At 61.1% G+C, this 12,302-nt stretch carries 11 protein-coding genes and 2 rRNA genes (1 of these 13 cut by a window edge); 5 read left to right on the forward strand and 8 right to left on the reverse strand.

The window, feature by feature from the left end:
• Positions 1–64: 64 nt before the first annotated feature.
• Entirely contained in the window at positions 65–1,036 is a 972-nt protein-coding gene (locus AHA_RS17695) for a response regulator (RefSeq protein WP_011707250.1), read from the reverse strand.
• A 340-nt stretch (positions 1,037–1,376) separates the two neighbouring features.
• Between AHA_RS17695 and AHA_RS17700 the strand changes: the two genes are divergently transcribed.
• The 3 genes from AHA_RS17700 to AHA_RS17710 all read left to right on the forward strand — a co-directional run bounded on the left by AHA_RS17700 (position 1,377) and on the right by AHA_RS17710 (position 3,742).
• On the forward strand, positions 1,377–2,054 hold the full coding sequence (locus tag AHA_RS17700; RefSeq protein WP_011707252.1) for a DnaT-like ssDNA-binding domain-containing protein: 678 nt from the start codon (positions 1,377–1,379) through the stop codon (positions 2,052–2,054).
• A gap of 69 nt (positions 2,055–2,123) precedes the next feature.
• The gene (locus tag AHA_RS17705) at positions 2,124–2,978 is read left to right on the forward strand and encodes a DnaA ATPase domain-containing protein (RefSeq protein ID WP_011707253.1); all 855 of its coding nucleotides are present in this window, start codon (positions 2,124–2,126) and stop codon (positions 2,976–2,978) included.
• 128 nt (positions 2,979–3,106) lie between these two features.
• On the forward strand, positions 3,107–3,742 hold the full coding sequence (locus tag AHA_RS17710) for an SDR family oxidoreductase (RefSeq protein ID WP_011707254.1): 636 nt from the start codon (positions 3,107–3,109) through the stop codon (positions 3,740–3,742).
• Positions 3,743–3,852: 110 nt separating this feature from the next.
• Here AHA_RS17710 and AHA_RS17715 read toward each other — a convergent pair whose 3' ends face one another.
• The 4 genes from AHA_RS17715 to AHA_RS17730 form a co-directional block, all read right to left on the reverse strand.
• Positions 3,853–5,049, reverse strand: coding sequence for an ABC transporter permease (locus AHA_RS17715; protein WP_011707255.1), 1,197 nt, complete (start codon positions 5,047–5,049; stop codon positions 3,853–3,855).
• A gap of 103 nt (positions 5,050–5,152) precedes the next feature.
• The gene (locus AHA_RS17720; RefSeq protein ID WP_011707256.1) at positions 5,153–6,289 is read right to left on the reverse strand and encodes an ABC transporter permease; all 1,137 of its coding nucleotides are present in this window, start codon (positions 6,287–6,289) and stop codon (positions 5,153–5,155) included.
• Positions 6,289–7,293, reverse strand: coding sequence for an HlyD family secretion protein (locus AHA_RS17725; RefSeq protein ID WP_011707257.1), 1,005 nt, complete (start codon positions 7,291–7,293; stop codon positions 6,289–6,291). The genes AHA_RS17720 and AHA_RS17725 overlap by 1 nt, the downstream gene beginning before the upstream one ends.
• Positions 7,294–7,366: 73 nt before the next feature.
• Positions 7,367–8,773, reverse strand: a complete 1,407-nt coding sequence (locus AHA_RS17730) for a TolC family protein (protein ID WP_164927737.1) — start codon at positions 8,771–8,773, stop codon at positions 7,367–7,369.
• Positions 8,774–9,063: 290 nt separating this feature from the next.
• On the opposite strand from AHA_RS17730, the gene dusB reads away from it, so the two are divergent.
• Entirely contained in the window at positions 9,064–10,029 is a 966-nt protein-coding gene (dusB, locus tag AHA_RS17735) for a tRNA dihydrouridine synthase DusB (RefSeq protein ID WP_011707259.1), read from the forward strand.
• 25 nt (positions 10,030–10,054) lie between these two features.
• A complete protein-coding gene (fis, locus tag AHA_RS17740; RefSeq protein ID WP_005309538.1) occupies positions 10,055–10,351 on the forward strand; it encodes a DNA-binding transcriptional regulator Fis in 297 nt (98 codons plus the stop codon).
• A gap of 69 nt (positions 10,352–10,420) precedes the next feature.
• Here the strand turns inward: fis and AHA_RS17745 are convergent, their stop codons facing one another.
• The 3 genes from AHA_RS17745 to AHA_RS17755 all read right to left on the reverse strand — a co-directional run.
• Positions 10,421–11,053, reverse strand: a complete 633-nt coding sequence (locus AHA_RS17745) for a LysE family translocator (protein ID WP_011707260.1) — start codon at positions 11,051–11,053, stop codon at positions 10,421–10,423.
• Positions 11,054–11,376: 323 nt separating this feature from the next.
• Positions 11,377–11,491 (reverse strand): 5S ribosomal RNA (gene rrf / locus AHA_RS17750).
• A gap of 117 nt (positions 11,492–11,608) precedes the next feature.
• Positions 11,609–12,302 (reverse strand): 23S ribosomal RNA (locus AHA_RS17755); it runs 2,195 nt beyond the window's last position.

Here is a 12,302-nt window from a genome sequence, read left to right on the forward strand (position 1 = left end):
ATTGTCTAGCAACAAAGAGGGCGCCCATGGGCGCCCTCTTTGTATGTGGCCGTCTGACACGGCCTCAATGATGTCGAACCTGCACATGCAGGGCACTGCCGCTGTCACTGCGAAACTGCAGATCAAAGGGTTCATGCCAGCTGCGCCTGTGCAAGGCGTAGTGGCTGGTACGCAGCAGGCCGAGTGGCAGGCCGCCGGAGCGCACCAGCCAGTGGGGCGAAGTCAGCCCGGCATTGGCAAACACCAGCCCGTCCTCCTGATCAAACAACAGGGCGGCCATGGCGAAGGAGTGGCGCAGACCGGATTCGACCAGCTGCAGATTGAGGTAATCAAGCAAGCGGTGGGGCTGGGTCAGCAGCAGACTCTCGCCACGCTGAAACTGGCGATACGGGGCGTTCATCAGGGAACGCACCAGGGCGCCGCAGAAGGCGGCATCCACCCCGAGGATCGGCAGCTCCATTACCAGCACCAGCAGCTTGTCATCCACCTTGAAAGTATCGGGGATGAACAGATTGCCCATCCCTTCAAAGGTGACCTGCCAGGGCCCCCACTCCTGCAAGCCCGGCGGCTTCAACCAGGCCAGCAGCCGGGTCGCCGCCTGGTCGTGTTCGCGAAAGAAGTCGATGTGCTCCATCAACTCCAGCTGTTGCCCATAACCGTGGTTAGTGCTAAGGCACTGCTCTATGCTGCGACGCACCTGACCGAAGTCAGAGATGGGCTTGAGCAGGAAATCGCGGGCGCCGGCACGCAGCGCTCGCTCGACCGCCTCCATCTTGCTCTGGGCCGAGATGACGATGACAGGAATATGAGGGTAGCGGGCCGTGAGGCAGGCGATCACCTCATGCCCATCCATGTTGGGCATGTTCAAATCACATAACACCACATCGGGATGATAGAGAGCGGCGGCAGAGAGACCTTCAATGCCGTCTTCTGCCTGGAAAACGCAGGCACCATCGTGAGCGAGATAATTGACCAGCGAATGGCGAAAAACCGCTTCGTCCTCCACCACCAGGATCCGTAGTCCGGCTTTTGACATCTTGATAAAGCTCTTATTAGTCAACCAGTTATTTAGCCTCAAGCCTAGACCATAACCGACTGCATTGACCAATCAGATGATTGAATAATCGCCGAAAAATCCATGCCCGGTAGCTATTCTGGCGGCCAACTGCTTGAAATAAAGCAGCTAACGATGCTCATCGAAACTCAGCTTTTTCTCCTCTTTGCAGCTTGGTTGACAAAAAAACAGCGTCATACGAAAACAAGTAACCCCGATTGCGGGCGAACCGACCACCCGCCGGCGGTGCCGGGCATGCCATCAATTGTATGAGGCTGCGCCATGGGGGATAATACCGCCACGTCCGTCAATGAAGCATGCCATGAACCCTGCCGAATACAGCGCCCTCGCCCATCCCAGATTGTCCCACCCGGCCCGCAGCCTCTATACCCTGCAGTTGCGCCGGCTGGTGCTGGAAAATCAGCTGGCCAGGCTCAACTACCCCGAACTCGGCCGGGCGCTGGCGGTGGTCGACCCGGGCGATCCCAGCGGCTTTTCCTTTCAGGTCAATGCCCGCCAGCTGACCGAGCTGTTCGATGAGCTGATGGAGGCGGGTTTGCTGCAAGTCGAGGCGCAAACCGACAGTGAGCACTACCATCAGTGCCCGTTCCAGCTGCCGCTGCTGACCCAGCGGGTGCGCAGCCCGCTGTCGGAGCGCCCATTCCAGATGCACCTGCAATGGCGCCCGGATGCAGAGCTGCCAGCCCTCGCCCGCCTGTGCGGGGTGATCGATGCCAGCTACAACGAAGAGGATCTCGGCGAGTTCATCGCCTACTGGCTGGGGCGACCCGAGGTGTTCGACTCCCAGCACCAGTGGATGCTCAAGTTCATCCGCGCCCTCAAGACCCGCCGCTATACCCGCCGCAAGCCGATGGAGGTGCAGGGCTACCAGCAGGTGACCCCGGCACAGGTCGAGGCGGGCCCAAGCAAGCGGGCCCAGGAGATGATCGAAGAGGCCAGGCGGCTGGCCGGCCAACCGCAGGAGCCGGATAATGATTGATAGCAGGCACCGCCAGCAGGCAAAATCAGAGACCTGTCCCCACCCCAGACCGAGCAGAAGGAGCATTCCATGACTGACCCGCACGATCCCCTGCGCCAGGAGCTGGAAGAGATCGAAGCCAAGCGCCAGAAGATCGCCAAGGCCAAGCAGGATCATCGCGTTCACGACCCGGAATTGAGCCGCCACGTAGGAGGCCTGCTGGAGCGCATTCGTCGCCTTCAGCAAGAGACCGGCGGCAGCCAGTACGACTACGAGACCCTGCGCAAGGAGTACGACGCCAAGGCCAATGCCGAGGTGCGCGAGCTGCAGAAGGCGGCGCGCCAGGAGCGGATCCAGAAGCTGATCGCCCAGGCTGACCTCAACCCCGACTGGGTGTTTGAACGGATGGATGCCGGCGATCCGGCGCTGCAATATCCCATTGAGACCGCCCGCTACTTCATCAGCGGTTTCGAGCACTGGGAGAAAAGCGGTGGTGGCTGCATGCTGATCTACGGTGACTACGGCACCGGCAAGTCGACCCTGGCGGGCGCCGTGGCGCACGAGTTGATCGCACGCCACCAGAAGTCGGTGATCTTCCAGCAGTGGGCCTCCATCGTGGACAGGTTGTTCTTCAACGTGATCCAGGATCAGGAAGAGCGCAACCAGTACCGGCGTGCCCTGGAAGAGGTGGATCTGCTGATCATCGACGAGGTCTCGGCCAACCGCGCCAAGATGGCGGAGAGCCAGTCCAGCTTCCTCGGCCACCTGCTGCGCCGCCGTCGCAACCTGTCGAAAAGCGTCATCCTCATCACCAACCACAATCCCCAGAGCCTGCATCAGGCAATAGGTGATTTCGCTTTTGAAGCGATCAAGGCGTTCAATCCAGTGGATATCCACCTGAGCGGCCCCAGCCGTCGCCCCCATATCGGCCACTACAACGGCTGATCCCCGTGCGAGTCAGGCTCCGCCCCTGACTCGCCGCTTCCCTCTTTTCCAGACAAATAAAAACAACTCTCATTTACAGCCTCCCCACAACCCTCTAGGCTAGCCCTTTCGTCAAAGGGAACAGCAGCATGCCAACCACACTCATCTTCGGAGCCAGCCGCGGGCTGGGCCGCGCCTTCACCGAACAAGCCCTGCAGCAGGGCCAGCGGGTCATCGCCCTGATCCGCAGTCCCGAGGTGGTCACCGAGCTGCGCGCTCTGGGAGTCGAGGTCGTCAACGGTGATGCCCTCGACCCGCAGGCGGTCACGGCGGCCTGCCAGCTGGCCGGTGACGAGGCGCAGGTCATCTCCACCCTCGGCAGTTTTCGCCAGGCAGAGCCTGTCGACTATCTGGGCAATCGTCAGGTGATCGATCAGATGGAGCTGGCCGGGCTCAAGCGCCTGCTGCTGGTGACCTCCCTCGGTTGCGGCGACGGCTGGCAATATCTGCCGCAGCGGGCGCGGGCTGCCTTCGGTCACGAGGTCAGATTGAAGACTCTGGCGGAGAGCTGGCTGCAGACCAGCGCGCTCGAGTGGACCATACTGCGTCCGGCAGGTTTGCAGGATGGCGAGGCCACCGGTCAGGCCGTGCTGAGCCAGGGCGAGGAGGTACACGGCCTGGTGTGTCGTGCCGACGTCGCCGCCTGCGGACTGCGTCTGCTGAGTGACAAGACGGCACACAGCCAGATCTACGCCATCGGCGATCCCGAGCTCCAGCGCGGCTAAACCAGTACCAGCTTCACTGAGTCCAGCGCATACAAAAACGGTCAGCCCAAGGGCTGACCGTTTTTCGCTTTACCGCGCACGCCTTCTCGCGCGCGCTTGCGCCATCCCGCTTAACCGGCGGTCGTTTCACTCTGCAAGGCAGGCTGGCTGGCAACCGGCAACGAGTGCTGCCGCCAGCGCAACAGCATGCAGGCCAGCCCCCCGTAGAGCAGCGCCAGCCCCCACAGCTGCCACCAGTAGTGGGAGACCTGAGCAAACTCGGCCCCCATCTGGTTGAGCCGCAAAAAGCCTTCGATGGCCGGGGTGCTCGGCACCCACTGCGCCAGCCAGTTGAGCGGGGTCGGGATCAGCTCCAGCGGCCAGATGAAGCCGGCCAGAAAGACCAGCGGCAGCGAGGAGACAAGCACCACCTGGGTCGGCAGATCCCGGCGGGTAAACAGTGCCCCCAGCACCACTCCCAGCCAGGTGGTGGCCAGCAGGAACGGCAGGGTGAACAGCCAGAGTGCGGCCGGCTCGGCGGTGCGCACTATGTTGTAGTGATCAAAACAGAAGCCGAAGAAATAGCTCACCGGCAGCACGAACAGCCCTCCCACCACCAGGGAGCGGGCCAGCAGCAGTGGCAGGATAGGGGCATTCTGCCAGTAGCCCGCCTCGCCGCGCTGGCTGCGCTGGTTCTGGGTCGCCCCCAGGATGCCGGTGCCCATCAGCAGCACCTGGTGCAGGATCAGCACGAACACCGCCGGCACCACGTAGTTCACATAGCCCATGGTGGGGTTGAACACCGGCAGCACGTTGAGCGCCACCGCATTCCAGCCCATGGCGGCCTGCGGCAGGGCCTCACCGTGGCTCAACAATCTGGCGACCTTCACCTGAGCGGCCAGGGTGCCGCCCGCCTGGGCCAGCCCCTCGGCAATGGTGCCGTAAACCAGGAAGTAGGAGGCATCGCCGGCATAGCCCAGGGTGACGCTCTTGCCCTGCATCAGATCCCGATAGAAGTGGCGGGGGATGTGCAAAATGCCGCTGCCCTCCCCCGCCAGCAGCAACGCACGAGCCTCATCCAGGCTGCCCGCCCGCGCCACCAGTTTTACCTGTGGCGTGGCATCGGCCATGAACTCCAGCTGGCGCGACAGCTGACTGCCATCCTCGTTGACCACCACCACCGCCTCTTCCCGCGGCAGCTGGTGCAGATAGGGCTGCGGATAGAGGAAGGAGTAGAAGAAGACGCCGCCGAACAGGGTGAGCATGATGGCCCTGTCCGCCAGCAGGGTGCGCAGCTCGAGGCGCAGCAGATCCCAGAAACCTAGCATGTCATTGGCTCCTTCCACCGCCAGGAGGCAGCGATTTGTGGCGCCAGCAAGAGGCACAAAGCAATCGGCCACCACTCGAGGCGTGGCAAATTCCAACATCCCATCATGGCTTGGGCTCCTCATTAACGGGGGCCTCGCTCGCCTGAGCCTGATAGCGGCGAACCACCAACAGCAGGGGCAGCAGAAACAGCAGCAGGGCACCAAATTGCGGCAGGGCCGCCGCCAGCGGTTGGCCGTAGTTGGTCTGGCCTATCTGCAGCTCGACATAGTGGGAGATGGGCAGCAGGCTGCGCCAGAACTGGGCGAAATCCCCCATGGCGCTGACCGGAAAGGTAACCCCCATGAAGGCAAAGCCCGGCGCCGTGTAGGCACCGGCCAGCGACAGGGCGCGGGCCGGATCCCGGATAATGCCGTAGAAGAAGGCCCCCATGCTGACGCAGGCGGCTGACGCCAGCCCCAGCCCTGCCGTCAGCACCAGCCAGCTGCCCTGCATCGGGTAACCAAACCCCTTGAACAGCAGCAGACTCCAGCCCAGCCCCCAACCCCAGCCAATTAACACGTGGGGCAGCAGGGTGCGCCAGAGACCGAACCAGACCCCTTTGGTGGTCCAGTCCAGCCCCAGCCGATCGGTACGGGCCAGCGCATTGATGCCGTAGAGCACCACCAGGATCTGCCACACCGCCGGCAACAGGGCACTCAGCAAAAACTGGGCATAGCTGGAGTTGATGTTGTAGAGCGCCGTCACCTGGCTGGCGATGGGCACCGCCTGCCCCAGCGCACCGGGCAGCGCCTTGCCGCCCGCCATGGCCGAGAGCACGCCCACCTGACCGTTGAGCGTCCCGACCACCTGGGCCAGCGCCGAGTTGACCAGCTTGGCGATCAGGATGAACTGGCCATTGTTGAACACGGTGACCTGCGGCTGGGTGCCTTGCCGGGCATCCCGCTCCAGGTGGTTCGGCAACACGACCAGGGCGTAGACATCGCCCCCTCGCAGCGCCCTGGCCCCTGCCTCGATGGAATCAAACTGCTGGGCGACCTTGAGTCCGGCTGAGGCATCCAGCGAGAAGGCCAGCTCGCGTGACAACAGGCTCTGATCCAGATCCACCAGACCTATCTTGAGATCCCGCGCCAGCCCTGCCGAGAAGACCCAGCAGAGGATCCCTATCAGCAACAGGGGTAGCCAGCTTGCCAGTGCCCGGCCGAACGGATCCTGCCACAGCAACCGCCATTCACGTCCCATCAGAGTTCGACCAGCACGCTCATGCCGACCCGCAGCCCCTCAACCGGTTGCAGCGGGCGCGCCTCTACCTGGAAGCTCTTCATGTCAAAGCCCTGACGGGTATCGGTGGCACGCCAGGTGGCGAAATCCCCCATCACTGCCACATGGGTCACCTTGAAGCGCACCGTCTGCTCGCCAAGGCCGGGAATACGGGCATCGAACTCGGTACCCAGCGCAAAGCGGGGCAACAGATCTTCGCGCACGTGGAACTGGGCCCAGGCATCGCTCATGTCGAGCAGGGTCACCACCGGGAAGCCCTGCGGGGCCAGCTCGCCGCTGCGCAGCAGCACCTGGGCGACTTCCCCGGTGTGCGGGCTGGCGATGCGGGTATCGGCCAGGTAGGCCTCCACTTCGGCCACACCGCCGGCGGCCATCTTGGCCTGCTCGCGCGCCGCAATCTTGGTCTCTTCCCGCGCCCCTTCCAGGGTCATCTGGTATTGCTGCCAGGCCATGCCTTCGCTGTACTTGGCCGCCTGCCAGGCAGTCCAGGCCTCATCGCGCTTTTGCAGCGGCATCACGCCATCCCGATGCAGGCTGGCGATGCGCTCGTAAGTCTTGCCGCGCAGCAACGCGGCCGCCTTGGCCTTTTGCCACTGATCCTTGGCGGCGGCAATCTGCTGCGCACGCGCCCCTTTCTCGGCCTCTTCGGCCATGGCGCCAGCCGCCGCCTGGCCGGCCTTGGCCTGGCTCAGCTTGGCTTCGATTTCCGGGCTGGCCAGGGTAAACACCAGCTGATCTTTGGCCAGCTGATCACCCTTTTTAACCAGCACCTCGTCGATGCGGCCCGCTACCTTGGAGGAGACGGAGTACTGCTGCGCCTCGATCTGCCCCTGCAGGCGCACCGGCTCCGGCTGATAGGCCAGCCAGAAGCGCCAGCCCAGCCAGATGACCAGCAGTACCAGCGCCAGTGGCAGCAGCAGCGGCTTGGCCTGGCTCATCTTCTTCTTGATGGGGGGATGACTCATGCATTCACCTCGGCAAACGGGCGACCCTTGGCGGTCGAAACAGACATGAAAAAAGGAGCAGAGTGGCGCGCGATCATGAATTCACCTCGATCACTTGCCCATGCTGATATTGATTGAAACTGTTCATCTGACCGGAGAGTGCCAACAGGCGGGCCAGCGAGATCACGTATTGATAGGCGGCAGCAGCGCGCTGGGTCTTGACCCCGGCCAGCTGGTTGCGGGCATCCACCACGTCGAGGGAGGTAGAGAGCCCCTGCCCGAACGCCTTGTCCCGCAGCAGCACGTTCTCCTCGGCCAGCGCCTGGGTGGAAGAGAGCGACTGGAACTCCTCCAGCCCTTGCGCCGCCTCGCGCCAGGTCTTCTCGACCAGCAGTTCCAGATCCTGGCGGGTCTTGGCCTGCAGCAGATTGACCTGCAACTCGGCGCTCTTGGCCGCCTGTACCGTCTCGGAGCGGCCGTCACGGCTCACCAGCGGCATGCTGACGCCCACCCCGACCAACCAGTCCGGCGTGGTCTTGGAGGCCAGCGAATCATCTTCATAGAGGTTGTAGTTGCCGAACAGGAACAGCTCGGGGGCGTACTTGCCCTTCTCCAGCTTGATCATCCCCTGCGCCTGCTCCTTCTTGGCCGTCAGCAGCTTGAGACCGGGATGCACCGCCAGCGTCTCCTGCACCAGGGCGTCGAGCTCGGGCATCTGCTGATTGATGAAGAGCTGGGTGTTGGGCTCGGCCTGCTTGAGCTTGAGCATGTGGCCAAGGGCCAGCTGGGCGATCTCCAGGCTGCGCCTTGCCTTCTGGGTATCGATGCGCGCTCGGTCATAGGCCGACTGGGCGGAGAGGCGTTCGACCCGGGCAATCTGGCCCTGGGCCTCCAGCTTCTTGGCATGCTCCAGATGGTGGGACAGCCCCTGCTCGATCTCCTGCTTGGTCTGCACCACCTGGGCCGCCAGCACCACCCCGAAGTAGGTCTGGGAGAGGCTCTCGAAGGTAGACTGCTGCTTCAGTACCAGCAACTGCTGCGCCTCGCTCACCTGGGCCTGACGAATGTCCTGCGCCGCATCGATGCGGCCACCGGTAAACAGCGGCCACAGCATCTTGACCGAACTGGTCACCACGTTCTGTTTGGTGAGGGGGGTGACGAAGTCGTTGGGCGTCAGCTTGAGCACCTGCATGATGGGCGCCAGCACCTTGCCGAATTCCGGATGGTTGGCGATGGGGTTGAGATCCATCATATCGAGCTCCATCGGCTGATCGAGGTGGGTATAGCTGGCCCCCACGTCCACCTTGGGCAGATACATGGCCTTGGCCGCCTCGCGCAGTTGCTGCGCCCGCTCCACCCCTGCCTGCTCGGCCGCCAGCCCGTCATCCTGGCGGATGACCCGACTCCAGGCTTCGCTGAAACTGACCGTCTGGGCCTGGGCCGAGCCCAGCACGGCACCAAGCAGACACGGGTAGAGAGATTTGATGAACCTTGCCGTCATACATCCCCAATCTGTTTGTAATGAAATTGTTTGGAGCCTTTGCTCGATACAAGCTCGCTATCATAACGCAAACCGGTCCGGGATGGGGACAGGCAAATCGCCTCTCCCCTCACCCATTTGGCCCCGCCAGTCCGGCTCGACAATATGTCTGATTTTCAAGCACTCCTGAATTTGCAAGCCTTGGCGCGACGTTTTTTTCAGAAAAAAATGGCTGACGCTCAAATACTAACCTTTTCTCCTGACTAAAAAATGCGTAATATACGCCGCCCTAAGCCGATGGTAACCGTGGAATGCAGATAGGTCCCCACACGCTTGAAACTCCCCTGATTGTGGCTCCCATGGCCGGTGTAACAGACCGACCATTTCGTGAACTTTGTTTGCGATTGGGCGCCGGCATGGCCGTTTCCGAGATGCTGCTGGCCAACCCGGATGTCTGGGATACCCAGAAAACCAGGATGAGAATGGATCACTCTGCAGAAGGTGGCTTGCGATCGGTCCAGATTGCCGGAGCCGACCCCGAGATGATGGCGTTTGCTGCCCGCTACAACGTGGAGCAGGGCGCTCAGATCGTCGACATCAACATGGGATGTCCGGCAAAAAAAGTGAATAAGAAGCTGGCAGGTTCCGCCCTGCTGCGCCAACCCGACCTGGTCAGAACCATCTGCCGGGCCGTAGTGGACGCAGTGGAGGTACCTGTCACCTTGAAGATCCGCACAGGATGGGATCCGGATAACCGCAATGGCGAGGAGATCGCCCGAATCGCCGAAGATTGCGGTATCGCGGCCCTTGCCGTGCATGGTCGTACCCGTACCGACCTCTATCGGGGCGAGGCGGAGTACGACACTATCAGGGCGATTAAGCAGGCCGTATCGATTCCTGTTGTCGCCAATGGCGACATAGACAGCCCGGAGAAGGCCCGGTATGTCCTCGACTATACCGGCGTTGATGCCGTGATGATCGGCCGTGCTGCGCAAGGACGACCCTGGATTTTCCGGGAAATCCGTCATTTTCTTGAGACGGGCACCAAGCTGCCGCCTCCCGAAAGGGAAGAGGTTCGCACCCTGATGAACGAGCATGTAACCAACCTGCACCAGTTTTATGGTGCATATCTGGGAGCGCGCATTGCCCGTAAACACGTGGGCTGGTATCTGGATGAAGAAGAGACGGGCCGAGAATTCCGTAAGCACTTCAATGCCCTGGATTGTGCAGATGCACAACTCGAGGCACTCGAAGCGTATTTCGATGGATTAGGTTAACGCATAACTAAAGAGCCGACCGAATATGTTCGAACAAACCCTGACTTCTGATGCATTGGTAACAACTACTCACAATCACGCTGCCGAGCCGACCCAGCGCCCCCTGCGTGACTCTGTGCAACAGGCCCTGCGTAACTACCTGGCCCAGTTGAACGGTCAGGAAGTGATTGATCTGTACGATATGGTTCTCTCCGAAGTCGAAGCTCCCATGCTGGACGTGATCATGCAGTACACCCGTGGTAACCAGACTCGCGCCGCCGTGATGATGGGCATCAACCGCGGTACTCTGCGCAAGAAACTCAAGCGCTACGGCATGAACTGATTTCAGTCAGCCTGCTGCAGTGCAGACGAAGGCGTATCCCAGTGATGGGATACGCCTTTTTCTATGCCCTCACTCCACCGCCAGCTTGATGCCAAGCCCCACGAAAAGCCCCCCCATCAGGCGATTGAGCCAGCGACCCAACCAGCCAGGCAAGGCCACCTTGCGACTCGCATAGGCGGTCGAGAAGGCCAGCAGATGGCACCAGATCATACCGTTGAAATTGAAGATGCAGCCCAGCACGATGAAGGCCAGCGCCTTCTGCGGTGCATCGGGAGCGATGAACTGGGGCACAAAGGCGAGAAAGAACAGAGCCACCTTGGGGTTGAGCACATTGGTCAGCAACCCTTGCCGGAAGATCCGGCCATAGGAGAGCACAGGCAGCCGCATGGCAGGCTCGCGCACAGCCGGTGAGCCAGACCCTTGCCACAGGAGCGAGCCTCCCAGATAGACCAGGTAGAGCGCCCCCATCAACTTGATGACGGTGAACAGCTCCGCCGAGGCACTCAGCAGAGCCGACAGTCCCAGCGCCGCCGCCAGCACATGTACCATGGTGCCCGTCCCAATTCCCAATGCAGCCACCGAACCGGCCCGCCAGCCTTGTGAACCGCTGCGCAGCATGATGAGCAGGGAGTCCGGTCCCGGCATCATGTTCAACAGCAGACCGGATAAGACAAACAACGCCAGATCGTGGATCCCCAACATACACAGCTCCTTATGCCTGAAAGAGACAGTCTATGGATCCCGCCTTCCTTGTCATCCCCCGCAGCAGCAATAGTGATTATCGACGAATGGAATAGCTGGGCAGCCCAAGCGCTACAAGCGATCAGATCAGGTGGCCGGAGGGAATGGTGAGACTTGAAAATGGGGAGATGAACATCGAGATATCGGCAGCCCCACTTCAGCAATCACAATGGAGGGGAAACAGGTCTGACGGTAATAACTTAGACCAGAGCCAAGGCTATAACACGTTGAATTTCAGGCAATAAAAAACCCCGCTCAGATGAGCGGGGTTTCTCGTGTTGGGTGCCTGGCAGTGTCCTACTCTCGCATGGCGAATGCCACACTACCATCGGCGCTACCGCGTTTCACTTCTGAGTTCGGCATGGGATCAGGTGGTTCCACGGCGCTATGGCCGCCAGGCAAATTCTTCAATCTTAGAAAGCTGACGTGAATAACGAACTGCCTGTTGGCGTCGCTATCACTGAATTAGTAGTTCGTTCATTCGCTACAAGGCCCAGAACACTTCTTGGGTGTTGTATGGTTAAGCCTCACGGGTAATTAGTATGGGTTAGCTCAACACGTCGCCGCGCTTACACACCCCACCTATCAACGTTGTGGTCTCCAACGGCCCTTTAGGACCCTCAAGGGGTCAGGGATGACTCATCTCAGGGCTCGCTTCCCGCTTAGATGCTTTCAGCGGTTATCGATTCCGAACTTAGCTACCGGGCAGTGCCACTGGCGTGACAACCCGAACACCAGAGGTTCGTTCACTCCGGTCCTCTCGTACTAGGAGCAACTCCCTTCAATCATCCAACGCCCACGGCAGATAGGGACCGAACTGTCTCACGACGTTCTGAACCCAGCTCGCGTACCACTTTAAATGGCGAACAGCCATACCCTTGGGACCGACTTCAGCCCCAGGATGTGATGAGCCGACATCGAGGTGCCAAACACCGCCGTCGATATGAACTCTTGGGCGGTATCAGCCTGTTATCCCCGGAGTACCTTTTATCCGTTGAGCGATGGCCCTTCCATTCAGAACCACCGGATCACTATGACCTACTTTCGTACCTGCTCGACCTGTCCGTCTCGCAGTTAAGCTGGCTTATGCCATTGCACTAACCTCCTGATGTCCGACCAGGATTAGCCAACCTTCGTGCTCCTCCGTTACTCTTTGGGAGGAGACCGCCCCAGTCAAACTACCCACCAGGCACTGTCCGCGACCCCGATT

It is taken from the genome of Aeromonas hydrophila subsp. hydrophila ATCC 7966 (genome assembly GCF_000014805.1).
GTDB classification, from domain to species: domain Bacteria; phylum Pseudomonadota; class Gammaproteobacteria; order Enterobacterales; family Aeromonadaceae; genus Aeromonas; species Aeromonas hydrophila.

What these genes read in the sequence shown, in the direction of transcription:
- AHA_RS17695 (WP_011707250.1), bottom strand. Translation starts at nt 1,036, where the DNA reads ATGTCAAAAGCCGGACTACGGATCCTGGTGGTGGAGGACGAAGCGGTT.
- AHA_RS17700 (WP_011707252.1), top strand. Translation starts at nt 1,377, where the DNA reads ATGAACCCTGCCGAATACAGCGCCCTCGCCCATCCCAGATTGTCCCAC.
- AHA_RS17705 (WP_011707253.1), top strand. Translation starts at nt 2,124, where the DNA reads ATGACTGACCCGCACGATCCCCTGCGCCAGGAGCTGGAAGAGATCGAA.
- AHA_RS17710 (WP_011707254.1), top strand. Translation starts at nt 3,107, where the DNA reads ATGCCAACCACACTCATCTTCGGAGCCAGCCGCGGGCTGGGCCGCGCC.
- AHA_RS17715 (WP_011707255.1), bottom strand. Translation starts at nt 5,049, where the DNA reads ATGCTAGGTTTCTGGGATCTGCTGCGCCTCGAGCTGCGCACCCTGCTG.
- AHA_RS17720 (WP_011707256.1), bottom strand. Translation starts at nt 6,289, where the DNA reads ATGGGACGTGAATGGCGGTTGCTGTGGCAGGATCCGTTCGGCCGGGCA.
- AHA_RS17725 (WP_011707257.1), bottom strand. Translation starts at nt 7,293, where the DNA reads ATGAGTCATCCCCCCATCAAGAAGAAGATGAGCCAGGCCAAGCCGCTG.
- AHA_RS17730 (WP_164927737.1), bottom strand. Translation starts at nt 8,773, where the DNA reads ATGACGGCAAGGTTCATCAAATCTCTCTACCCGTGTCTGCTTGGTGCC.
- dusB (WP_011707259.1), top strand. Translation starts at nt 9,064, where the DNA reads ATGCAGATAGGTCCCCACACGCTTGAAACTCCCCTGATTGTGGCTCCC.
- fis (WP_005309538.1), top strand. Translation starts at nt 10,055, where the DNA reads ATGTTCGAACAAACCCTGACTTCTGATGCATTGGTAACAACTACTCAC.
- AHA_RS17745 (WP_011707260.1), bottom strand. Translation starts at nt 11,053, where the DNA reads ATGTTGGGGATCCACGATCTGGCGTTGTTTGTCTTATCCGGTCTGCTG.